This window comes from Uliginosibacterium sp. TH139, assembly GCF_002855595.1.
GTDB lineage: Bacteria > Pseudomonadota > Gammaproteobacteria > Burkholderiales > Rhodocyclaceae > Uliginosibacterium > Uliginosibacterium aquaticum.
Genome location: NZ_PKRR01000009.1, coordinates 17,430 through 38,722, shown reverse-complemented (window position 1 = coordinate 38,722; position 21,293 = coordinate 17,430). Strand labels below are relative to the sequence as shown.

Here is a 21,293-nt window from a genome sequence, read left to right as displayed (position 1 = left end):
CTCAGGGGGTGGCAAGCTGAGCCGTGTCGCTCAGGCTGCGGGCACGCTGGCGGGCCACGGCTGGGTCGAAGGCGATCATGCCGGGGCGACCGGCATTGGCGGCCTGTTCGTAGTAGCGGGCGGCCAGGCGCGGTTGTTCGAGGTGATCAAGAGCGACCGCGAGGTTGTAGAGCGTGTCAGCATTGCGCTCGTCCAGCGTGTGGGCCTGGAAAAAGGCTTGCTGGGCTTCCACCCAGCGCGCTTGACGTGCGTACAGGCTGCCCAGTGCAAACAGCGCAGGAGCAGACTCTGCTTGTTCGGCGACCAGGCTGCGTAGGCGGCTTTCGGCCGTTACCGGATCACCTTCGGCATAGAGCAGGGCCAGCTGGCTACGTGCCTGGGCATCCTTGGGGTCGGCCTGCAGCGCCTGGCGTAGCAGGCGTTCGGCCTCATTGCGCTGCCCGGCACGCAGGGCGATCAAGGCCTGGGCATTGAGGGCGCCGAGGTTGCGCGGCTCCTGACGCAGGATTTCGCCGAAGCGCTGGTAGGCCTCGGTGAGACGGCCTTGCTCGTAGGCCTCGTGCGCCTCCTGCAGCGGGCTGTTGGAGGCTTGCGCTGGTGGTGTGGTACGGCGGATCGAGCCAGGCTCCAGCGTCGGCATCTGTGCCGCAGGCGAGCCGGGCAGTGGGTTGGTTACTGCCATCGGAGCTGGCGGGCTGGATTCGTCCCGGGCCGGCGGCGTTTCACGTGGGGGCTGCGGGGCTGACGTAGCGGCGCTTGAAACTGGGGTAATCATTGCAGGCTGGGCGGCGTTCAGACCAGGGCCGGCCTGGATGCCGCCGGGTTGGCTGGTGGCCCACCACAGATAGAGCGCACCGATGGCAAGCGCCAGTAGGCCGCCGCCAGCCAGAATCAGCGGCACATGATTGGGTCTGGGCTGCTTGAGTTCAAACAGATCTTTGATGGCTTCGCGTGGCGGCGCGCTGGCACTGGCGGAGGGCGTGCCGGTCGGGCGTGGCGGAATCGGTCTGCTGACGCTGAGGGGGGCGGCGGGCAGCTCTTCCAGGCGCAGTTCGGCAGAAGAGTCCGGCTGACGCTCGCCAGCATTGCGCTGAGCGTTTTCGGCTTGGCGGAGGGCGTCGATCAGCAGACTCACTTGCCCGACTCCGGCAGGGTCAGCAATCGCGGACCTGCCTCCTGATTGAAGAAGCGCTCGTTCGGCTGGCTTGCGGCCAGATTGCGATAATCTCCTTCGAGACTGGCGCTGCGGATGATTGTGGGGCGTACGAAAATCACCAGCTCGGTTTTCTTGAAGGTGTCGTTGCGGTTCTGGAAAATATTACCCACTGCTGGAATGTTTGCCAGGCCCGGTACGCTGGAGTCATCGTTGTTGAGTGCGTCTTCCATCAGGCCACCCATAACGGCGATATTGCCGTTGTTGATGCGCATCACTGAATCGAATTCGCGTGAGCGGATCAGTGGGATGGTGTTGGTGACCGTGATCGAGCTGTTGATCAGCTGAAGCGTAGGGTCGGTTTTTTCACCGATCACGCGCGACATGCTCGGGCGGATGTTTAGGGTCACCGAGTCGTCATCGCCCACCAGCGGGGTGATGGTCAGCACCAGTCCCACAGGTACCGAGTGCAGGGTGGAGGTAATGGTGGTGCGGCCGGTGGAGGTGGCGGTGGTATCGGTGGTTTCGCTCTTGTAGGTCCAGTAGATGCTGTCATCCACGACCTTCATGACCGCTGTCTGGTTGTTGAGCACAGAGAGCTTGGGGCTGGAGAGCACCTTGACCGTACCGAAGGTCTCCAACAGTTTCACCGCGCTGGTGAAGTTACCGCCAGACGAGGTGTAGCCCAGCTCCATGGTGGGCGTTGTATTGACGCCGGTAAAGACGCCGACCGCTTGCTGCACGACTTTTAGCCCGGTGTCGAAGACGTTGAGGGCGCTCCAGTCGACGCCTTGCTGGTAGTTCTGGGTCAGTTGCACTTCGGCGATGGTGGCTTCGATCAGCACTTGGCGCTTGGCGCTGTTCATGACCTTGTCGAGGAACTCCTGAACCTTCTCCTGCTGGCGTGATGTCGCGCGCACGGTGAGAACCCCTGTCTCAACGTTGGCGATGACGGATGCGGCTTCGCGGAAGGTGACCACTCGCTCCGTGGCGGCGGTGACCGTATTGGTATCGCCCGCGGTCCGCGCGAGATTGCCGGTTGGCTTGGTGGTGCTGGTGACCTCACGTCGTGTCGTGCTGCCCTGGGTGTCCACCTGGATGCTGCGCTCCATGGTGCCTTCCGGTAGCAGCTTGTCTGTTTCGCGCAGCAGATCCTTCACGTTCTGGATCAGTGATTCCCAGAATCGATTCTTCGAAATGTTCTGGATACGCGCATAGGAACCGCTGCCATTTCCACTGTTTTGTGCGGAGGTGCTGTCGTCCGAGCTGCCGATGCTGGTGGCCGAGCCGATTTGGGAGGCTACCGAGACCGTGCTGTTGGTCTCGCGCGAGAGATTCACATAGTCGATCTTGTAATTGCGCAGGAAAGGCGAGTCCGGCAGCACCGCCAGATTCTGGCCGTCCAGTTCGTAACGCATATCGATCTGGCGCGAGATGCGGGTGAGAATCTGCGGCAGGGTCTGGTCAAGCGCGTTGAGTGTGACTGTGCCTTCGATCCCGGGATGGATGTCGATGTTCACCCTGGCGTCGCGCGCCAGTGCAAACAGCAAGTCCTGGGCGCGCACGTTGTTGACCACCACCGAGTAAGTTTCTTGTTTCTTTGCCGGTTTCGGGGTCGGTAGCGCAAAGCTACGCACTGCGGGCGGAGGAACATCGCCGGCAGGGCGATTTTTTTGTGCTTCGCTGGAGAGGTGTGGCGCTGTTTCCAGCTTGACGCTCGGCGTGGAAGTGCAGGCGCCCAGCAGGGCGCTCAGTAGCAGGGCCGTAGCGCGGGCAGGGTATGTCACGCGAGGTTTTCCCATATTGTCGACTTGGCTCCGAATCTTAGCGCAATTCATGCCACGGACCGCGGGCCGTTCGGGTGCCTTGCAGGTATATGAGCCTCTTTGGCCAGGAGGCGGCGATTTGGACGCAGCTGAATGTGAAGAGGCCCCCGTTTCCGGGGGCCTCTTCAGTTCCTGATGCAGATTGAGCGACCGGTTTAGTCCCGGGTTTCGACCTGTTGCAGGGGTTCGTCAGCGGCTACTTGGCGTGGCTTGCGACGGCGCGGTGCCACGACCGGCTGCTCCTCCTGCACTGGGGCAGGGCGGGGGCTGTCGGCTGCGGTTTCCACCATCTGCAGCTCGGCGGCTTCTGCAGCCAGCAGGGCCTTCAAGTCGATTTGCGGAGCTGCTGGCCGGACGGGCGCGGTAACCGGGGTGACGGGCACTTCGATGACCGGCTCCGGTTGGGGCTTTTCCACAGCGATGGCAGCAGGCGTTGCGGCCGGAGCGGGTTCGGCGATAGCGACGGTAGTAGGCTGCGGCTCGGCTGCCAGGGTAGGCGCTTCGATCACGACCGGGGCGGCAGGCGCAGCCACCACTTCGGCAGCAACTTCTGCGACTACTACCTGGCTGGCGATCGGTGCGGTGAGCACTTCTTCGGTTTGAACTTGTTGCTCGTTGCCTTCAACCTGAACTTCGGCTACTTCGCTGTCGTTGCGGCGCTCACCGCGGCCACGGCCACGACGGTTGCGACGGTTGCGGCCTTCGCGTTGCTCGGCAGACTGGGCTTCCGGAGCGGCCGATTCAATCGCAGTCACTTCCGCGCTGACGGCAGTTGCGGCAACCACTGTTTCGGTGCTGACGCTCTGGGCTGCCTCACGCTGCTGTTGCTGGCGCTCGCGGCGTTCCTGGCTGCGCTCGCGACGCGGCTCATTGCGCTCGCCGCGCTGTTCGCCGGCTTCACGGGGCTGCTTCGGCACGGCTTCGCTGCGCTCCTTGTCCTGACGCTCGGTACGCTCGCCACGTTCGTTGCGACTGCGTTCCTTGTCCTGACGCTCGCCACGCGGCTCATTCCGGCTGCGTTGGCCTTCCTTGCGTTCGCCTTGCTGCTCGTCACGGCTCTTGCCGCGCGCCGCCTGAGCACCTTCGCCACGCGGTTTGCGCTCACTGTTGCGTTCGCCGCGGGTTTCGTCACGGCGGCGGCTGTCGCCACGGCGCTCGTTACGGCCCTTGGGTGCGGGTGCGGGTGCAGCCGGCACTTCGGCATCGCCGTTGAGCCAGTCAAGAATTCGGCGGAAGAATCCCTTGCCTTCGGTCTTCTCTGCGACTTTGGTGGCGGCCGGACGCGGTTCGCTGCTGACTGGAGCGGGCTGATCAGGGGTGATTCCCTTGATGGCGGCTTCCTGGCGCTGCGGCTTGCCTTCGGTGTTGGCCGAAGGCGGCGTGTAGGTGGCGTCCGCAGGCATGGAGGCCATCTTGTAGCTGGGCAGGTGGCTATCTTCCTGATTCAGCTGGTCGTGGCGCAGGCGCACGATTTCGTGGGCTGGCGTTTCTAGGTGACGATTCGGGATGATCAGCAGGTTTACCTTGTGGCGCAGCTCGATCTTGGCGATGTCGACGCGCTTCTCATTGAGCAGGAAGGTGGCGACATCGACCGGAACCTGGGTATGCAGGGCGCCGGTATTTTCCTTCATCGACTCTTCTTCGAGGATGCGCAGGATGTGCAGCGCAGCCGATTCGGTCGAGCGGATGTGGCCGGTGCCGGTGCAGCGCGGGCAGGTGATGTAGCTGGTCTCGGCCAGGGCCGGGCGCAGGCGCTGACGCGACAGCTCGAGCAGGCCGAAACGGCTGATCTTGCCGGTCTGCACGCGGGCACGGTCGAAGCGCAGCGCGTCGCGTAGGCGGTTCTCGACCTCGCGCTGGTTGCGCGGGTTTTCCATGTCGATGAAGTCGATCACGATCAGGCCGCCGAGGTCGCGCAGGCGCAACTGACGGGCTACTTCGTCGGCAGCTTCAAGATTGGTGCGCAGCGCGGTGTCTTCGATGTCCGAACCACGTGTGGCCCGACCCGAGTTCACGTCGACCGACACAAGGGCTTCGGTGTGGTCGATCACGATGGCGCCGCCCGAGGGCAGGTTCACCTGGCGACCGTAGGCCGATTCGATCTGGTGTTCGATCTGGAAGCGCGAGAACAGCGGCACGTCGTCGTGATAACGCTTGACGCGATTGACGTTGGACGGCATGACCGTGCCCATGAAGGCGCGGGCCTGCTCATAAATCTCGTCGGTATCGATCAGGATCTCGCCGATGTCCGGTTGGAAGTAATCGCGGATCGCGCGGATCACGAGGCTGCCTTCCTGATAGATCAGGCCGGCTCCGTCCATGTCCTTCACGGCGCCGTCGATGGCGCTCCATAGTTGCAGCAGGTAATTCAGATCCCACTGCAGCTCTTCGGCGTTGCGACCGATGGCGGCGGTACGGGCGATCAGGCTCATGCCGCCAGGCACTTCGAGTGCGTCCATGACTTCGCGCAGCTCGGCGCGCTCGTCACCTTCGACGCGGCGCGAAACGCCACCACCACGCGGGTTGTTGGGCATCAGCACCAAGTAGCGGCCGGCCAGCGAGACGTAGGTGGTCAGGGCTGCGCCCTTGTTGCCACGCTCTTCCTTCTCGACCTGGATGATGATTTCCTGGCCTTCGCGCAGAGCTTCCTTGATGGAGGCATTGCGGTCCGCGCCTTCGCGGAAATAGGAGCGCGACACCTCCTTGAACGGCAGAAAGCCGTGACGCTCTTCGCCATAATCGACGAAGGCAGCTTCGAGACTGGGCTCGATGCGGGTGATCACGCCCTTGTAGATATTGCTCTTGCGTTGTTCCTTGGCGGCCGATTCGATGTCGAGGTCGATCAGTTTCTGACCATCAACAATCGCAACGCGGAGTTCCTCGGCCTGCGTTGCATTGAAAAGCATTCGCTTCATTTATTTCTTCTCCCGCGCGCTAAAGCGGGCAGGGCAAACCATCGTTTCTTCCTTGCGGAAGAAACAGCTAACTCAACTTGTAGGGAACAACAAACTGCTCTTCATGTGTTCTTGTGCAAGGAGTGAATCGGGTCTGCCTTACGACACCCTGAGTCGCTGGTGCGGAGCTCAAAGTGTTCCAGTCTGGTTCGCGTTCGCGCGCAAAATGGGTCGATCAATCAAATGGTTTGGGATACCATCGACCGTTTTATTCGGTCGATCATGTCCTCGCGGCGCCTGTCGCGCAGATGGGCGGGTGGCCGGCTCAGCTCGACCTGACCGCATCTGCGCGCCGGAATACTCAACGGCGCCAACCACTATCGGCCGGAGCGCGCGAGGCATTTATAGCCTGGGGCGCTGCAAACAAGCCGGAGGGGCGAAGCAGACTGGTCGGGCAAGCCGTGCAACACGGACGACCCACGGGGCAAAGCCCGCGAAAACGAAAGCAATATAACTGAAACCCATGACTTTAGGCAAAGACAGCGGCGGTGCAGCAAGCGGTAACCCGGCCGTGCGTAGGGTGACGGTGGGCGAGGAGGATGCCGGTCAGCGCATCGACAATTTCCTTCTACGCGAATGCAAGGGCGTGCCCCGAAGCCATATCTACCGGGTTTTGCGTAGTGGCGAGGTGCGTGTGAATGCCGGCCGAATCAGTCAGACCTATCGCCTGCAGGTGGGCGATGAGGTGCGTATTCCGCCCATTCGGGTAGCGGAAAGGGCAGCGCCGGCGCCACTGGCTGCTGCGGCGCGACATGAATTCCGAGTGGTGTTTGAGGACGATGCCCTGCTGGTGATCGACAAGCCGGCCGGGCTGGCCGTGCATGGCGGCAGCGGCCTGAGTTTCGGCCTGATCGAGCTTCTGCGCCAGCAGCGGCCTCAGGCAAAGTTTCTTGAGCTGGCTCACCGCCTGGATCGTGAAACCTCCGGCCTACTGATCGTGGGCAAGAAGCGTACGGCGCTCAATGCGGTGCAGGATGGTATGCGGAGCGGTGAGCTGGAGAAGCGCTACCTTACGATGGTGTCCGGGCGCTGGCTGAATCCGCTGCAGCATCTCAAGGCCCCCTTGTATAAATATTTGACGGCTGATGGCGAGCGCCGCGTGATGGTGCGTGAGGACGGCAAGCCGTCCCATAGCATCGTGCGCCTCGTGCAGCGTTGGCAGAAATACAGTCTGCTCGAAGTGGAGCTCAAGACCGGTCGCACCCACCAGATCCGGGTGCATCTGCAACACGCCGGCTTTCCTCTGCTGGGCGATGACAAATATGGTGACTTCCCGCTCAACAAGGCGCTGGCATGCGAGGGGCTGGAGCGCATGTTCCTGCATGCAGCACTGCTGCGTTTTCGTCATCCGGTGTCCGGCGAGATGCTGGAATTGAAGGCCCCGCTGCCGCTCGAGCTGGCAGCGTTTGTGCGTCATGTTGACGCAACCCAGAATAAGGATTTCGGCTGAAGCATGAAGCAACGCAATTTCGATCTGATCGTGTTTGACTGGGATGGCACGCTGATGGACTCCACTGCGACCATTGTCGATTCCATCCAGGCTGCGTGTGCCGATCTGGAGCTGCCTATCCCGTCGCGTGAGCAGGCTTCGCATGTGATTGGTCTCTCGCTGCTTGGTGCCGTGCAGGCGGTGGTGCCGGGCTTGGATGACGAGGGGTGTCAGCGCCTAGCTGAGCGCTATCGTCATCACTTCCTGTTGCGTGATCATGATCTGGTTCTTTTTGACGGTGCGCGCGAGTTGCTCGAGTGGCTGCGTAGCGAGGGGTATCAGCTGGCGGTGGCAACAGGCAAGGCGCGTCGTGGGCTCAGCCGGGTGCTGGCGAGTAGTGGCCTGGGCGCCTTCTTTGATGCCACGCGCTGTGCTGACGAGAGCTTTTCCAAACCGCATCCGGGTATGTTGCTGGAGCTCATGGATGAGCTGCTGGTGGAGGCGGATCGCGTGCTGATGATTGGTGACACCACGCACGATCTGCTGATGGCGAAGAATGCCGGCACGCACGCACTGGCGATGAGCTACGGTGCTCATCCCCGCGATCAGCTTGTGGCTGAGGCGCCGCGCGCCTTGCTGGATTCGATGGCCGAACTGCGTGAGTGGCTGGCGTGCCACGGTTGATCTGCGCGGCAGCGGACTTGCCTGATGGGGGTGATGCGCTGCGTTTCGAGTTGGAGCTGGAGGGCGTGCGGCTCCCTGCGTTTGTGCAGCGCTGGCGCGGCCAAACTTTTGCCTATGTAAACAGTTGTGCCCACATTCCGGTGGAATTGGACTGGAATCCGGGGCGTATGCTGGACGATTCGGGTGAATACCTGATTTGCGCCACCCATGGCGCCCTGTATGCGCCGGATAGTGGCTTGTGTGTGGCCGGCCCCTGCGTCGGCCGGAGCTTGCAGGCGCTGCGGGTACGCGAAGAGAATGGGCAGGTCTTTCTTATGGATGGAGCGGGCGATGAGTGAGCAGCAGCCGGGTTGGGAGCGTAACGTCATCGAGAAGTTGGCGTTCGAGAGTCTGCGTGAGGCCCGTCGGCGGCGACGCTGGAGCATCTTTTTCCGGGCTTTGGGGTTCATTTATGTCGGCACCCTGATCTGGGTGCTGATCGGTGCGCGTAACAGCAGCGAAAGCTTGGTGGATGGCGCCGAGCATACGGCGCTGGTGCGGATCGAGGGTACGATTGCTGCGGGTGAGAAAGTTGATGCTGAGTCGGTCTTGCCTGCTCTTCGTGCGGCTTTTGAGGCCAAGCAGGCCAAGGGCGTGCTGCTGTTGATCAATAGCCCTGGCGGCAGTCCGGTGCAGGCTGGACTTATCAATGACGAGATTCATCGCCTGCGCAAGCTCCATCCGGATAAGCCGGTGCATGCTGTGGTCGAGGATGTCTGCGCCTCGGGCGGTTATTACATCGCTGTGGCTGCGGACAAGATCTTTGTGGATAAGGCCAGCATCGTTGGTTCGATCGGTGTGCGCATGGATGGCTTCGGTTTCACCGGCACGATGGAGAAGCTGGGGGTCGAGCGGCGCAGCATTACGGCGGGTGAGAACAAGGCTTTTCTTGATCCCTTTTCGCCGCAGAATCCGAAGCATGTCGAGTTTGCCAAGGGCATGCTGGCAGAGGTGCATCAGCAGTTCATCGACGTGGTGCGCGCAGGGCGTGGCAAGCGTCTGAAAGAGTCGCCGGAGATGTTCTCGGGCTTGTTCTGGAGTGGCGCGAAAAGTATCGAGCTTGGACTGGCCGATGGCTTAGGCTCGCTCGATTCGGTGGCGCGCGATGAAATCAAGGCCGAGAAGATCAAGGATTACACGCGCGGCGAAAACGTAGCCGAGCGCATCGCAAAACGCTTCGGTGCCGATCTCGCCGGCGGCGCTATGGGTACGCTGGAGCGTTTCGGCTGGCGCTGATCAGCTCGCCAGTAGCAGGAAAACTACGGGCTGCCGGTCCAGATCAGGCGGCCCGTTCTTCTTCCAGTCACCCACTCGGCGCGTCATGACCCATTCGCTGGCAGTGGTCAGGCTGCGCGCTACACATATCAGGGTGTCTTCGCGGCAGGTTTCGAGCAGGCTGGCGAACATGGCGAGATTACGGTAGGGCGTTTCGATGAAAAACTGGGTGCGTGCGAGCTTTGCGGATTCGCGCTCCAGTGTCTGGATAGCGTTGCGGCGTTCGTCCGGCTTTTGTGGCAGATAGCCGTGAAATGCGAAGCCCTGGCCATTGAGGCCGGAGGCCATCAGTGCCAGCAGCAGCGAGGATGGGCCGACTTGCGGGATCACTCGAATACCCAGCGTGTGGGCGCGGCGCACGATCAGCGCCCCGGGGTCGGCTACGGCAGGGCAGCCGGCTTCTGACATCAGGCCGCCGTCGCGTCCGGCGCGGATCGGCGCGAGCAAAGTGTCGATGCTGCGCGTATCCAGCTGCTCGGGGAGTTCATGGATCTCGGCGCTCTGGATGGCGCGGCTGTAGCCCAGGCGCTTGAGTTCGGAACGTGCAGTCTTGGCGCGCTCGGCGATGAAATAATCGAGCACATCCAGCGTGGCGAGGACGTGAGGGGGGTGGGTCTTGCTGGATTTGCCTGGACCCAGTCCGACTGGCAGCAGATGCAGCAGGCCGGGGGTGTTGCTCTGGCTCATGGGATCTGGATTCCTTCGGCGCGCAGCATGCGGGAAAGCGCAATCAGTGGGAGGCCGATCAGGGCTGTCGGGTCATCGCCGCGCATGTGGTCGAGGAGGCTGATGCCCAGGCCTTCGGACTTGGCGCTGCCGGCGCAGTCCAGTGGCTGCTCCCGCTCCACGTAGCGACGAATTTCCGCTTCAGTCAGTTTGCGGAAGCGAGCTGTGACAGGCACTCCCTCTAGCTGGCTATAGCCGGTGCGGCTATTGAATAAACAGACGGCAGTGTGGAAGGTGATGGTGTCGCCGCTCATGCTGCGCAATTGGGCGATGGCGCGCTCGGCTGTGCCGGGTTTGTCGAAGCGCTCATTGCCGCGATGGGCGACCTGGTCTGAGCCTATGATCAGTGCGTCTGGAAAGCGCCCTGCGACCGCGCGCGCCTTTTCTACGGCAAGCCGCTCGGCGGTGGCGACCGGGCTTTCTCCATTGAGCGGTGCTTCATCCACTTCCGGGCGGGTGGTTTCAAAAGAAAGGCCGAGGCGCTCCAGCAGCTCGCGGCGGTAGACCGAGGTGGAGGCCAGGATGAGGCGGGGGGTATGCATGAGTGGCGCCGGTCTGCGTGGCCGGATTAGTCTTTGACAGGAACAGCCAAAAATAATAGCATTGACGGTTTATGTCGCACCAGCCAAAGCTCATTCCGGATCCATTCGAGTTCGCTCGACGCGAAGACGCGCTTCGCGGTGAGTTGGATGCACGCAACCTGCCTCGTGTGCAGGATGTGCTGAGAAAGACGGAAGAAGTTCAGCCTGTCAGCTATGCGCTGCGAGGTTATCGACTTGAAGGCAAGTCCTATATGGCAGTTGAAGCCAGTGCTGAGCTGCTCATGCAGTGCCAGCGCTGTCTTGGAGACGTGCGCTGTACGGTAGAGGTGGATACCCGTCTCTTGCTGGTGCCGCGAGGTGAGCCGCTGCCGGATGATGAGCTGGAAGAAGATGATTTCGACCCGGTGCATGCTTGGCGCGATTTCGATGTGCTGGCTGCGGTAGAGGAAGAGTTGCTGTTGGCCCTGCCGCTGGCGCCAACGCATGAAGATTGCAGTGTGCCGGTGGCAAAGGGAAATGGCGATGACGCATCGCCGTTTGCGGCGCTCAGGGGCTTCAGGGCTTCGGGTGGCGCGAAAACTGATGATTGATTTAAGAGCTTTAAGGAGCAAGAAATGGCCGTTCAACAGAACAAGAAGTCGCCTTCCAAGCGCGGCATGCATCGTGCGCACGATTTTCTGACCGCCCCGGCCCTGGCCGTGGAGCCGACGACCGGTGAGGCTCACCTGCGTCACCACATCTCGCCGTCCGGCTTCTACCGCGGCAAGAAGGTTGCCAAGGCTAAGGGCGAGTAATTCGCTCTGCGCATGAGTCTTCTGCCGCGCGTGCCTCGGCATGCTCGGCGCGGCTCGCAGCACTTGCGTGCTCTATTCGCGTGGCGTTCGACCCTCCAGGTTGTTCGCGTTCCTGCAGCAAGGCAGTTTCGCTTTCCGATTTGATTTGGATGGCGGCTGCCTTGTTTCGCCTGTTGATTCCGTTTTGTGATGCCCATCACCCTTGCGATTGATTGCATGGGCGGCGATCACGGCCCGTCCGTGACCTTGCCCGCCGCCTTCCAGTTCCTGCGGGAGGACGCGCAGGCGCGCGTCATTCTGGTTGGCTTGCCTGCTGTGTTTGATGACGCTTTCCGCAAGGCTGTGGCCGAATTCGGCGAGCGTGTCGTGGTGCAGGAAGCCTCCGAAGTCGTCGAAATGGACGAGGCTCCAGCGGTTGCGATGCGTGTCAAGAAGGACTCATCGATGCGTGTGGCGATCAATCTGGTGAAATCCGGCGAGGCCGCTGCTGCGGTTTCTGCAGGAAATACCGGAGCGCTGATGGCGATTTCGCGGTTTGTGCTGAAAACCTTGCCGGGTATTGACCGGCCGGCGATCGCCACCATCATTCCGTCGATGAAGGGCCAGACCTACATGCTGGATCTTGGGGCCAATGTCGACTGTTCTGCCGATCACCTGCTGCAGTTTGCGATCATGGGATCGTTGCTGCTGGAGGCGGTGGAGCACAAGCCTAGTCCTACTGTTGGTCTGCTCAACATCGGTGAGGAAGATATCAAGGGTAATGAGGTGGTTAAGAAAGCTGCCGAGTTGCTGCGCGCTTCCGATTTGAACTTCTACGGCAACGTGGAGGGGGATGACATTTTCAAAGGCACCACGGATGTCGTGGTGTGTGATGGTTTTGTCGGCAATGTGGCGCTGAAGTCCTCGGAAGGTGTGGCGCGGATGATCACCAACTTCCTGAGTCAGGAATTCAAGCGCAACCTTCTGACCAAGCTGCTGGCCCTGATTGCGATGCCGGTGCTCAAGCGCTTCAAGAAGCGTTTTGATCCGGGTCGTTTCAATGGCGCAGCCTTGCTCGGGCTGCGCGGTGTGGTGGTGAAAAGTCACGGCTCTGCCAACCAGACAGCTTATGTATGGGCGCTACGCCGTGCGGCCGAAGCGGCGCGCAATCAGTTGGTTGAACGCATCTCCGCGCGGATGAGCGGTTACACTGCCGCCTCTCTGGAGTCCACGCAGGAGGGTTCTGCAGCATGACTTTTTCTCGTATTGCCGGCACCGGCGGCTTTGTTCCGGGCGCACCGGTCACCAATGATGACCTGGTGGCACGCGGTATCGACACCTCGGATGAGTGGGTCAGTGATCGCACCGGTATCCGTGCACGCCATCTGGCTGGCGAGGGGGTGACGACGCATGGCATGGCTGCCGAGGCTGCCCGCCGAGCGCTGGATGCTGCGGGCCTCAAGCCGGCCGACATTGATCTGGTGATCGTGGCTACGACCACGCCGGAAATGGTTTTTCCGAGTACAGCCTGCTTGTTGCAGAACGAACTGGGCATTCCCTCTGGCTGTGCTGCCTTTGATGTGCAGGCGGTGTGCAGTGGTTTCGTATTTGCGCTAACCGTGGCTGACAAGTTCATCCGCTCCGGTTCGCATCGTCGCGTTCTGGTGGTGGGGGCTGAAAAGCTTTCGCGCATTCTGGATTGGTCTGACCGTACGACGTGTGTGTTGTTTGGTGATGGCGCCGGTGCGGTGGTGCTGGTGGCTGATGAAACACCGGGCTTGCTTGCCTCGGCCATGCATGCTGACGGTTCGCAGACCGGCATTCTGTCTGTGAATGCGCAGATGATGAGTGGGCAGGTTGTGGGCAGCCCCTTCATTCGCATGGATGGTCAGGCCGTCTTCAAATATGCCGTCAAGGTCTTGTCCGAGGTCGCGCATGAGGTGGCCGAGCAGGCTGCTCTGCCGCTGGAGAAGCTGGACTGGTTGATCCCGCATCAGGCCAATATCCGCATCATGCAAGCTACGGCCAAGAAGCTTGGAATTCCGCCCGAGCGCGTGGTTGTTACGGTGGATAAGCATGGCAATACTTCAGCGGCTTCAGTGCCGCTGGCGCTGGATGTGGCCGTGCGTGACGGCCGCATCCAGCCGGGTCATACGGTGCTGCTCGAAGGCGTTGGCGGTGGCTTTACCTGGGGCGCGGTTCTGCTGCGTTTCTGATTGTTCAACACGAGGTTGTCGAATGAGTAAGACGCTGAATCAACTGGCGGTTGTTTTTCCGGGGCAGGGCTCGCAGTCGGTGGGCATGATGGCCTCCTTTGCCGAGTCGGCCGTGGTGCGCAACACCTTTGCCGAAGCCTCCGAGGCTCTGGGCCAGGATCTTTGGCAAATGGTTGCGGACGGCCCGGCAGAGGTGCTGTCGCAAACCGTGAATACCCAGCCGGTCATGCTGACGGCTGGCATTGCCGTGTGGCGCGCCTGGCTGGAAGCCGGCGGCGCTCGCCCGGCGCTGGTGGCTGGCCACAGTCTTGGCGAATACGCCGCGCTGGTGGCGGCCGAAGTGCTGGATTTTCGCGATGCCGTGAAGCTGGTGCGCTTTCGTGCTGAGGCGATGCAGGCCGCTGTGCCTGCAGGCATGGGCGGCATGGCCGCCATCCTGAATCTTTCGCCTGAGCTGGTTGCCGAAGCTTGTGCAGAAGCCGCTCAGGGCGAATCGGTGTCGGCTGCGAATTTGAATTCGCCGGTGCAGATCGTGATTGCCGGCCACGCCGGGGCGGTGGAGCGTGCCATGGAGGCCTGCAAGGCGCGTGGCGCCAAGCGGGCTGTGGCCTTGCCGGTGAGCGCGCCTTTCCATAGCGCGTTGATGAAGCCTGCTGCAGATCGTCTGGCCGAACGTTTGGCGAGTGTGGCGCTGTCCGAGCCGAAGATTGCAGTGCTCAATAACGTGGATGTGAAGGTCGAAACCTCGGCTGAAACCATCCGTGACGCGCTGGTGCGTCAGGCCTATAGCCCGGTGCGCTGGATTGAGAGCGTGGAGGCCATGGCGCCGCGCGGTATCTCGGCGGTGCTGGAGTTCGGCCCGGGCAAGGTGCTGGCCGGGCTGGTCAAGCGCATCAACGGCGAACTGGCGGTTGAGGCTGTGACCGATGCAGAGGCGCTGGTGCGCGTGCTGCCGCAATACCAATAACATCAAGGGAACTCAGGAATGAACTCTCTCGCAGATCAGGTTGTACTTGTTACCGGCGCTACGCGTGGCATTGGTCGTGCCATTGCGCTGGATCTGGGTAAGCTTGGGGCAACCGTCATCGGTACGGCCACCTCGGCTGATGGCGCAGCCGCGATCGATGCAGCGCTGCAGGAAGCTGGCGTGAAGGGTAAGGGGATTGCCCTGAACGTCACGGATGCCGCTGCCTGTGAGGCGGCAGTGGCAGGAATTGAGAAAGAATTCGGCACGATCGCTGTGCTGGTGAATAACGCCGGCATCACCCGCGACAACATTGCCATGCGCATGAAGGACGAGGAGTGGGATGCCGTGATGGATACCAACCTCAAGGCGGTGTTCCGCATGTCGCGCCTTGTCATGCGTGGCATGATGAAGGCACGCAATGGACGCATCATCAACATCACCTCTGTGGTGGGCGCTTCCGGTAATGCCGGGCAGGCTAACTACGCGGCCGCCAAGGCCGGCGTGGCTGGCATGACGCGTGCGCTGGCGCGTGAGCTGGGTAGCCGCAACATCACCGTGAACTGTGTGGCGCCCGGCTTCATCGATACCGATATGACCCGCGATCTTCCGGATGCGCAGCGCGATATGCTGCAGTCCCAGATCGCTGTGGGCCGCCTTGGGCGGCCCGAAGAGATTTCTGCCGTAGTCAGCTTTCTGGCCTCGCCGGCCGCGAGCTATGTGACGGGGGCCACAATCCACGTCAACGGCGGGATGTACATGGCCTGACAGGCCATACGAACCCGAAGGGCGGAGTTGGCTGAAGTTGTGGCCGGATTCTGTTAGAATGCTCGGGTTTTTTCTTACTTATCCGCTTGAAAAAGAAGGAGCCATTCATGGAAAACATCGAGCAGCGCGTGCGCAAGATCGTTGCAGAGCAACTGGGCGCTAACGAAGCCGACATCAAGAACGACTCTTCGTTCGTCGACGATCTGGGTGCTGACTCTCTCGACACCGTCGAGCTGGTCATGGCGCTGGAAGAGGAATTCGAGTGCGAAATTCCCGATGAAGAAGCCGAGAAGATTACCAACGTTCAGCAAGCGATTGACTACGTCAGCGCCCACCTGAAGGCCTGATCGCTTTTCGTACATTTGCAGTAAGGAGTGACCTTTGACGCGTCGCAGAGTTGTAGTAACTGGGCTCGGCATCATTTCGCCGGTCGGCAATACCGTTGCTTCCGCTTGGGACAGCATCATCAATGGTCGCTCCGGCATTGACCGCGTTACGCGGTTCGATGCCAGCAGCCTGACCACCCAGATCGCTGGTGAGGTGAAGGGTTTTGATGTGGCGAACTATCTTTCTCCGAAAGAAGCGCGCCGTTTCGATACTTTCATCCACTACGGTCTGGCGGCGGCCATGGATGCCATCAAGGATGCCGGTATCACTGAGAAGCCTGCCAATGCGGAGCGCATCGGTGTGTGTATCGGTTCCGGGATTGGCGGTCTGCCGCTGATTGAAGACACCATGCACGCGATCGCCGCAGGCGGTGCACGCAAGATTTCTCCGTTTTTCGTGCCGGGTTCGATCATCAACATGGTTTCTGGCGTGTTGTCGATCAACTACGGTTTTCAGGGGCCGAACTTTGCCACTGTGAGTGCCTGTGCCACCGGCAACCACTCACTGGGTGAAGCCGCTCGCCTGATCGAGTATGGCGATGCCGACATCATGATCGCGGGTGGTGCGGAGTCCACTGTATCCCTGCTGGGGATGGGGGGGTTCTGCTCGGCCAAGGCCTTGTCGACGCGCAATGATGATCCGCAGACGGCGAGCCGTCCGTGGGACTCCGGCCGCGATGGTTTCGTGCTGGGTGAGGGCGCTGGCGTGCTGGTGCTCGAAGAGTACGAACACGCCAAGGCGCGTGGCGCAAAGATTTATGCTGAGCTGGCGGGTTACGGCATGAGCTCGGATGCTTACCACATCACGGCGCCTGCTGAAGGTGGCGAAGGTGCTGCGCGCAGCATGGCTAACGCCCTGCGCAATGCCAAGATTGCTGCCGACGAAGTTAACTACGTGAATGCTCACGGTACTTCTACGCCCTTGGGCGATATCGCTGAAACCATGGCTGCCAAACGCTGCTTTGGTGCTCATGTCAGCAAGATTGCGATGAGTTCGACCAAGTCCATGACGGGCCACCTGCTTGGTGCTGCAGCGGGGATTGAGGCGGTGTTCTCGGTGCTGGCGATCCAGAATCAGGTTGCGCCGCCAACGATCAATCTGAATGATCCGGATCCCGCTTGTGATCTGGACTATGTGCCGAACGTGGCGCGTCCTATGCCGATCGATGTCGCCATGTCGAACTCCTTTGGTTTTGGCGGCACCAACAGCACGCTGGTATTCCGCAAGATTTGATGATCTGCCGTTGCTGTATGCAAGAAGGCGCTTGACGGATGTCAGCGCCTTTTTTCTTGCCACTTCGCCGCGCGCTGCTGTTGCGTGTGGCGACAGTCGTGTCCCATGTGTTGCCCTTGTTGTGTGTGCTGGCGCCTGAGGTGCCGCGCACGCTGGCCTTGGGCGTGGCGCTGGGCGCGGCGCTGTCCGCGCTGTGGCAGCTGCGCAGTCAGCGTCGTTTGGCATCTTGCACTCTGGAGGTGGGCGCCGATGCCTGCTGGTGGAGTGATGGCAACTTGCGCTTGCAGGTCGACGTGCTGGCGGATTCGCGCGATCTGGGCTGGCTGATTGTGCTGGTGTGGCGTGAGCTGGAGAGCGGGCGTTGCGAGCGTGCTGCGCTGACCCGCGACGGGCTCGCGGCGGAGGATTGGCGGGCGCTGCGCAGCTATCTGCGCTGGCGCCCGAAAGACGTTCAGCCTTCCTGACTCCAGCGTTTCAGGCCGCTGGGCCAGCGTGGATTGGAGAGCACGGTTGGTCGTGCCTGCGCTGCCAGTTGCGGATAGTCCTTGGAGAAATGCAGACCGCGGGACTCCTTGCGGCGCAGGGCACTGCGCACGATCAGGTCAGCGGTTGTGACCAGATTGCGCAGTTCGATCAGATCGTTGCCGATGCGGAAGTTGCTGTAGTAGTCATCGATTTCCCGCATCAGTAATTTGATGCGATGCTGGGCGCGTTCGAGACGCTTGTTGGTGCGCACAATGCCGACGTAGTCCCACATGAAGCGGCGCAGCTCGTCCCAGTTGTGGGAGATCACGACCTCTTCGTCAGCGTCCGAGACGCGGCTTTCATCCCAGGCCGGCAGGCTGTTGGGAGCGCTGCGTCGGTTGGCGAGAATATCTCGCGCAGCCGATTCGCCGAAGACTACGCATTCAAGCAATGAATTGCTGGCCAGGCGGTTGGCGCCGTGCAAACCTGAGCAGGCGGTTTCTCCAATCGCATAGAGGCCGGGCAGGTCGGTGCGGGCGCGCAGGTCAATCTGCACGCCGCCACAGGTGTAGTGTGCGGCGGGTACGACCGGGATGGGCTGTTTGCTGATGTCGATGCCCAGCTCTAGGCAGCGCGCCGAAATGGTTGGGAAGTGCTCCTGCAAAAATTCTGGACTCTTGTGCGAGATGTCGAGAAAGACGCTGTCGATACCGCGCTTCTTCATTTCGAAGTCGATGGCGCGGGCAACCACATCACGTGGGGCAAGTTCGCCACGCGGATCATGTTTCGGCATGAAGCGCGTACCGTCCGGCAGGCGCAGTAGACCGCCTTCACCGCGGACGGCTTCAGAGATCAGGAAGGACTTGGCCTGCGGGTGGTACAGGCAGGTTGGGTGGAACTGGATGAACTCCATGTTGCTGATGCGGCAGCCTGCACGCCAGGCCATGGCAATGCCATCACCAGTTGAGGTGTCTGGGTTGGTCGTGTAGAGATAGACCTTGCCGGCGCCACCGGTTGCCAGCACGGTATGTCCGGCGGCGCAAGCTTCAACGTGACCAGAGTCGTTATTCAGCAGGTAGGCGCCCAGGCAGCCGGCTTCGGGTTGCCTCAGTTTGTGGCCGACGATCAGGTCGACGGCGACGTGGTTTTCCATGATTTGGATGTTCGGGTGGCGTTTGACCCGGTCGATCAGGGTTTCCTGCACTGCCGCACCGGTTGCGTCGGCAACGTGCACGATGCGGCGATGGCTGTGACCACCTTCGCGGGTTAGATGCATGCCCCAGGCGGTATCCGAATCTGGCGTGAAGGGCACGCCCTGCTCGCGCAGCCACTGGATGGCCGCGGCACCGTGCTCGACGACGAAGTGCGTGGCGGCAGGGTCGCAAAGCTGGGCGCCGGCGATCTGGGTGTCTTCGTAGTGCGCCGCAGTGGAATCCGAAGGGTCGATGACCGCTGCGATGCCACCTTGAGCCCAGGCGCTGGCGCCGTCCTCGATGTGGCGTTTGCTGACCAGCGCGACCTGCAGATGGTCGGCGAGGCGCAGTGCCAAGGATTGGCCAGCAAGACCGCTGCCAAGAATGAGGACGTCGAAGCGTTTCAAGAGGAGCTCCCGGTGCGGGTGCACGATGCGAAGCTGGTAATGCTAGCGGCAGGGCGCAATCCGGCCAAGTGCGATGTGACTGAACTTTGCGTGCAGTGTCCGGTCACAGCGGCAATGGGTCGCAATCCATCGGCTATACTCGGGCGCGATAATTCCCGCATGAACGGGCCCTGCCCGAACGCAGATGAGCGACAGAGAGATTGATCAGCAACTGGTTGAGCGCGTGCAGCGTGGAGACAAGCAGGCTTTTGGCCTGCTTGTCTCCAAGTATCAGCGCAAGCTCGGCCGCTTGCTTTCACGCATGATCCGTGATCCCGCCGAGGTTGAGGATGTGGCGCAGGAAGCATTTATCAAGGCTTATCGTGCCTTGCCAAACTTCCGGGGCGAAAGCGCGTTCTACACTTGGCTGTATCGCATCGGCGTGAATACCGCCAAGAACTATCTGGTTTCGCAGGGGCGCCGAGCTCCCACGAGTACCGATATTGAAGCGGAAGAGGCAGAGCAGTACGACTCTGGAGAATTGTTGCGCGACAACGATACCCCGGAGCGTTTGATGCAAACTCGCCAGATCGGCGAGACGGTGAATGCTGCGATGGATGCGCTACCTGAGGATTTGCGCACGGCGATCGTGCTGCGCGAGATCGAAGGGTTGAGTTACGAGGAAATTGCGACCTTGATGAATTGCCCGATCGGTACCGTCCGCTCACGCATTTTCAGGGCCCGCGAGGCGATTGCAGAACGATTGAGACCGATGCTGGACGTAGCGCCGGACAAGAGGTGGTGAGCATGATGAACGAGCAATTATCCGCTTGGGTGGACGGTGAGGCCGCGCCGGGAGAGGCTGTGCAGACGCTGGAGGCGGTGATCCGGCCGGGTGCGTCGCGTGAGCAGTGCGAGTTGTACTGGTTGATCGGAGATGTGCTGCGTGATCAGGCCGCAGTTAGTTCGCTACTGACTGACAGGGTGATGCATGCACTGGAGAATGAGCCGGTCGTACTGGCGCCACGTCGCCATGTGAAGGCACCGCAAACGGCTGAGATGCGCTGGATGCCGATGGCTGCCGCAGTTGCGGGGCTGGCCGTGGCGGCCTGGATGGGTTTGAGCCTGTGGTCGCCAGTGCAGGCGCCGGTGATGGCTCAGGCGCCGCAGCCGGTGCAGACGCCTGCTGCCCAGATGGCGCTGGCCGACGATCGGGCTTACTACATGGCCCACCAGGCTTCTGCTATCGGGGCGCCGATGGCCGGGGTGGCGCAGTACATCCGTACCGTGAGCGATGAGCAGGCAGGTTCGGCACGATGACTCGACGTCTGGCTCTGGTTCTGTGTGTCGGCCTTCTCGCGAGTACGCCTGCCCTGGCTGAGGATGCGCTGGGCTGGTTGCAGCGCATGAATCAGGCTTCGCGCAATCTGAGTTTTACTGGCGTTTTTGTATATCAGACGCAGGGCCGCACCGAGACCTCACGTATTGTGCGGTTGGTGGATGGTTCCGGCGAGCACGAGCGCCTTGAAACCTTGGATGGCACGCCGCGTGAGGTCTTGCGGCACAATGAAAATGTGCAGTGCTTCCTGCCTGCCGACAAGATACTGGTGTTGGACCGCGCCATCCAGGCCAGGCAGCCTGGCCGACTGGTGTCGCGCCCGGCTGCCTTGGGGGAGGTCTATACCTTGCGGGTGGGTGAGCCTGGTCGGGTGGCGGGGCGTGAGGCCCAGATTCTGTACCTGGAGCCGCGTGATGAGTTGCGTTATGGCCACCAGTTGTGGATCGACATGGCGACAGGCTTGCTGCTCAAGTCGCGCATGCTCGCGGGCTCGGCTGGTGTGGTTGAGCAGTTCGCGTTTACCGAGATGAATCCGGATGCGCATATCGAGCATGAGAAGCTTAAGCCACAGTCCGTCAAAACGACTGGCTGGCGTGTGATCAACGCGGCTGGCGAGGACGTGCGGCCAGAGGATATTCCCTGGTTGTTTCGCAGGTTGCCGGCTGGCTTCAAGCAGGTGGCGCTGATGCATCGAAAGCTGCACAAGGATGATGCGGTGGCTGTGCATGCGGCTTTTTCAGATGGCTTTGCCAACGTCTCGGTTTTCATCGAGCCGCAAGTCCAGGGGCGGGCGCAGAATCCGGCCCCGCCAGCGGGACCGATTGGCAGCTATCGGCGGATGCTGGGCGATCAGCAGGTCACGGTATTGGGCGAAGTGCCGGCTCAAACCCTGAAGTTGATTGCCGAAGGCGTTGAACGCCGTAAATGAACGCTCGAGCGAG

General features: G+C 61.4%; 22 protein-coding genes. 16 read left to right on the top strand and 6 right to left on the bottom strand.

Annotated elements, in window-relative coordinates; genetic code table 11:
- Window position 1 precedes the first annotated feature (1 nt).
- The 3 genes from C0V76_RS17085 to C0V76_RS17075 form a co-directional block, all read right to left on the bottom strand.
- Complete coding sequence (locus C0V76_RS17085) at window positions 2-1,135, bottom strand: lipopolysaccharide assembly protein LapB (protein WP_101944109.1); 1,134 nt, start codon at window positions 1,133-1,135, stop codon at window positions 2-4.
- Window positions 1,132-2,940, bottom strand: a complete 1,809-nt coding sequence (locus C0V76_RS17080) for a pilus (MSHA type) biogenesis protein MshL (RefSeq protein WP_254048286.1) — start codon at window positions 2,938-2,940, stop codon at window positions 1,132-1,134. The genes C0V76_RS17085 and C0V76_RS17080 overlap by 4 nt, the downstream gene beginning before the upstream one ends.
- Window positions 2,941-3,134: 194 nt before the next feature.
- A complete protein-coding gene (locus tag C0V76_RS17075) occupies window positions 3,135-5,894 on the bottom strand; it encodes an Rne/Rng family ribonuclease (protein ID WP_101944106.1) in 2,760 nt (919 codons plus the stop codon).
- Window positions 5,895-6,396: 502 nt separating this feature from the next.
- On the opposite strand from C0V76_RS17075, the gene C0V76_RS17070 reads away from it, so the two are divergent.
- The 4 genes from C0V76_RS17070 to C0V76_RS17055 are packed head-to-tail and all read left to right on the top strand — an operon-like array spanning window position 6,397 to window position 9,321.
- The gene (locus tag C0V76_RS17070; protein WP_101944104.1) at window positions 6,397-7,383 is read left to right on the top strand and encodes an RluA family pseudouridine synthase; all 987 of its coding nucleotides are present in this window, start codon (window positions 6,397-6,399) and stop codon (window positions 7,381-7,383) included.
- Window positions 7,384-7,386: 3 nt separating this feature from the next.
- Window positions 7,387-8,046, top strand: coding sequence for an HAD-IIIA family hydrolase (locus C0V76_RS17065; RefSeq protein ID WP_101944102.1), 660 nt, complete (start codon window positions 7,387-7,389; stop codon window positions 8,044-8,046).
- Window positions 8,025-8,384: a Rieske 2Fe-2S domain-containing protein gene (locus C0V76_RS17060; protein WP_101944101.1), complete on the top strand. Its 360-nt coding sequence runs from the start codon at window positions 8,025-8,027 to the stop codon at window positions 8,382-8,384. The genes C0V76_RS17065 and C0V76_RS17060 overlap by 22 nt, the downstream gene beginning before the upstream one ends.
- Window positions 8,377-9,321 carry a S49 family peptidase gene (locus C0V76_RS17055; RefSeq protein WP_101944099.1) on the top strand — a complete coding sequence of 315 codons (945 nt, stop codon included), beginning with the start codon at window positions 8,377-8,379 and terminating at the stop codon, window positions 9,319-9,321. The genes C0V76_RS17060 and C0V76_RS17055 overlap by 8 nt, the downstream gene beginning before the upstream one ends.
- On the opposite strand, the gene C0V76_RS17050 is transcribed toward C0V76_RS17055, so the two are convergent.
- Window positions 9,322-10,047: an SAM-dependent methyltransferase gene (locus tag C0V76_RS17050; protein ID WP_101944098.1), complete on the bottom strand. Its 726-nt coding sequence runs from the start codon at window positions 10,045-10,047 to the stop codon at window positions 9,322-9,324.
- Window positions 10,044-10,628 (bottom strand): nucleoside triphosphate pyrophosphatase, encoded by a 585-nt coding sequence (locus C0V76_RS17045; RefSeq protein ID WP_101944096.1) that lies wholly within the window; start codon window positions 10,626-10,628, stop codon window positions 10,044-10,046. Before C0V76_RS17045 ends, C0V76_RS17050 begins: the two co-directional genes overlap by 4 nt.
- A gap of 71 nt (window positions 10,629-10,699) precedes the next feature.
- Here C0V76_RS17045 and C0V76_RS17040 point away from each other — a divergent pair, with 71 nt between their 5' ends.
- The 9 genes from C0V76_RS17040 (at window position 10,700) to C0V76_RS17000 (ending at window position 17,433) form a co-directional block, all read left to right on the top strand.
- Window positions 10,700-11,218 (top strand): DUF177 domain-containing protein, encoded by a 519-nt coding sequence (locus tag C0V76_RS17040; RefSeq protein ID WP_101944095.1) that lies wholly within the window; start codon window positions 10,700-10,702, stop codon window positions 11,216-11,218.
- 24 nt (window positions 11,219-11,242) lie between these two features.
- Window positions 11,243-11,422, top strand: a complete 180-nt coding sequence (gene rpmF / locus C0V76_RS17035; protein ID WP_101944093.1) for a 50S ribosomal protein L32 — start codon at window positions 11,243-11,245, stop codon at window positions 11,420-11,422.
- 189 nt (window positions 11,423-11,611) lie between these two features.
- Window positions 11,612-12,655, top strand: coding sequence for a phosphate acyltransferase PlsX (plsX, locus tag C0V76_RS17030; protein WP_101944092.1), 1,044 nt, complete (start codon window positions 11,612-11,614; stop codon window positions 12,653-12,655).
- The gene (locus C0V76_RS17025) at window positions 12,652-13,617 is read left to right on the top strand and encodes a beta-ketoacyl-ACP synthase III (RefSeq protein ID WP_101944090.1); all 966 of its coding nucleotides are present in this window, start codon (window positions 12,652-12,654) and stop codon (window positions 13,615-13,617) included. Before plsX ends, C0V76_RS17025 begins: the two co-directional genes overlap by 4 nt.
- Window positions 13,618-13,639: 22 nt before the next feature.
- A complete protein-coding gene (gene fabD / locus C0V76_RS17020) occupies window positions 13,640-14,584 on the top strand; it encodes an ACP S-malonyltransferase (protein ID WP_101944088.1) in 945 nt (314 codons plus the stop codon).
- 18 nt (window positions 14,585-14,602) lie between these two features.
- Window positions 14,603-15,349, top strand: a complete 747-nt coding sequence (gene fabG / locus C0V76_RS17015) for a 3-oxoacyl-ACP reductase FabG (protein ID WP_101944086.1) — start codon at window positions 14,603-14,605, stop codon at window positions 15,347-15,349.
- A gap of 107 nt (window positions 15,350-15,456) precedes the next feature.
- Complete coding sequence (gene acpP / locus C0V76_RS17010; RefSeq protein ID WP_101944085.1) at window positions 15,457-15,696, top strand: acyl carrier protein; 240 nt, start codon at window positions 15,457-15,459, stop codon at window positions 15,694-15,696.
- Window positions 15,697-15,730: 34 nt separating this feature from the next.
- Entirely contained in the window at window positions 15,731-16,969 is a 1,239-nt protein-coding gene (fabF, locus tag C0V76_RS17005) for a beta-ketoacyl-ACP synthase II (RefSeq protein WP_101944083.1), read from the top strand.
- A gap of 38 nt (window positions 16,970-17,007) precedes the next feature.
- Window positions 17,008-17,433 carry a protein YgfX gene (locus C0V76_RS17000; protein WP_101944080.1) on the top strand — a complete coding sequence of 142 codons (426 nt, stop codon included), beginning with the start codon at window positions 17,008-17,010 and terminating at the stop codon, window positions 17,431-17,433.
- Here the strand turns inward: C0V76_RS17000 and nadB are convergent.
- Entirely contained in the window at window positions 17,421-19,034 is a 1,614-nt protein-coding gene (nadB, locus tag C0V76_RS16995) for an L-aspartate oxidase (RefSeq protein ID WP_101944079.1), read from the bottom strand. The genes C0V76_RS17000 and nadB overlap by 13 nt on opposite strands.
- 184 nt (window positions 19,035-19,218) lie before the next feature.
- Here nadB and rpoE point away from each other — a divergent pair, with 184 nt between their 5' ends.
- From rpoE to C0V76_RS16980, 3 genes are read left to right on the top strand one after another with little or no spacing between them, the layout of a single operon-like run.
- Complete coding sequence (gene rpoE, locus C0V76_RS16990; RefSeq protein WP_101944077.1) at window positions 19,219-19,818, top strand: RNA polymerase sigma factor RpoE; 600 nt, start codon at window positions 19,219-19,221, stop codon at window positions 19,816-19,818.
- 2 nt (window positions 19,819-19,820) lie between these two features.
- Window positions 19,821-20,333, top strand: coding sequence for a sigma-E factor negative regulatory protein (locus C0V76_RS16985; RefSeq protein WP_101944076.1), 513 nt, complete (start codon window positions 19,821-19,823; stop codon window positions 20,331-20,333).
- Window positions 20,330-21,280: a MucB/RseB C-terminal domain-containing protein gene (locus tag C0V76_RS16980; RefSeq protein ID WP_101944074.1), complete on the top strand. Its 951-nt coding sequence runs from the start codon at window positions 20,330-20,332 to the stop codon at window positions 21,278-21,280. The genes C0V76_RS16985 and C0V76_RS16980 overlap by 4 nt, the downstream gene beginning before the upstream one ends.
- The last annotated feature ends 13 nt before the right edge of the window (window positions 21,281-21,293 follow it).

Bases quoted from the DNA above. Each gene is read 5' to 3' on its own strand.
- C0V76_RS17025 (WP_101944090.1), top strand. From the start codon at position 12,652: ATGACTTTTTCTCGTATTGCCGGCACCGGCGGCTTTGTTCCGGGCGCA.
- rpoE (WP_101944077.1), top strand. From the start codon at position 19,219: ATGAGCGACAGAGAGATTGATCAGCAACTGGTTGAGCGCGTGCAGCGT.
- C0V76_RS16985 (WP_101944076.1), top strand. From the start codon at position 19,821: ATGATGAACGAGCAATTATCCGCTTGGGTGGACGGTGAGGCCGCGCCG.
- fabD (WP_101944088.1), top strand. From the start codon at position 13,640: ATGAGTAAGACGCTGAATCAACTGGCGGTTGTTTTTCCGGGGCAGGGC.
- C0V76_RS17050 (WP_101944098.1), bottom strand. From the start codon at position 10,047: ATGAGCCAGAGCAACACCCCCGGCCTGCTGCATCTGCTGCCAGTCGGA.
- C0V76_RS16980 (WP_101944074.1), top strand. From the start codon at position 20,330: ATGACTCGACGTCTGGCTCTGGTTCTGTGTGTCGGCCTTCTCGCGAGT.
- C0V76_RS17000 (WP_101944080.1), top strand. From the start codon at position 17,008: ATGTCAGCGCCTTTTTTCTTGCCACTTCGCCGCGCGCTGCTGTTGCGT.
- rpmF (WP_101944093.1), top strand. From the start codon at position 11,243: ATGGCCGTTCAACAGAACAAGAAGTCGCCTTCCAAGCGCGGCATGCAT.
- C0V76_RS17070 (WP_101944104.1), top strand. From the start codon at position 6,397: ATGACTTTAGGCAAAGACAGCGGCGGTGCAGCAAGCGGTAACCCGGCC.
- plsX (WP_101944092.1), top strand. From the start codon at position 11,612: ATGCCCATCACCCTTGCGATTGATTGCATGGGCGGCGATCACGGCCCG.
- C0V76_RS17075 (WP_101944106.1), bottom strand. From the start codon at position 5,894: ATGAAGCGAATGCTTTTCAATGCAACGCAGGCCGAGGAACTCCGCGTT.
- C0V76_RS17055 (WP_101944099.1), top strand. From the start codon at position 8,377: ATGAGTGAGCAGCAGCCGGGTTGGGAGCGTAACGTCATCGAGAAGTTG.
- C0V76_RS17040 (WP_101944095.1), top strand. From the start codon at position 10,700: ATGTCGCACCAGCCAAAGCTCATTCCGGATCCATTCGAGTTCGCTCGA.
- acpP (WP_101944085.1), top strand. From the start codon at position 15,457: ATGGAAAACATCGAGCAGCGCGTGCGCAAGATCGTTGCAGAGCAACTG.
- C0V76_RS17065 (WP_101944102.1), top strand. From the start codon at position 7,387: ATGAAGCAACGCAATTTCGATCTGATCGTGTTTGACTGGGATGGCACG.
- fabG (WP_101944086.1), top strand. From the start codon at position 14,603: ATGAACTCTCTCGCAGATCAGGTTGTACTTGTTACCGGCGCTACGCGT.
- C0V76_RS17045 (WP_101944096.1), bottom strand. From the start codon at position 10,628: ATGCATACCCCCCGCCTCATCCTGGCCTCCACCTCGGTCTACCGCCGC.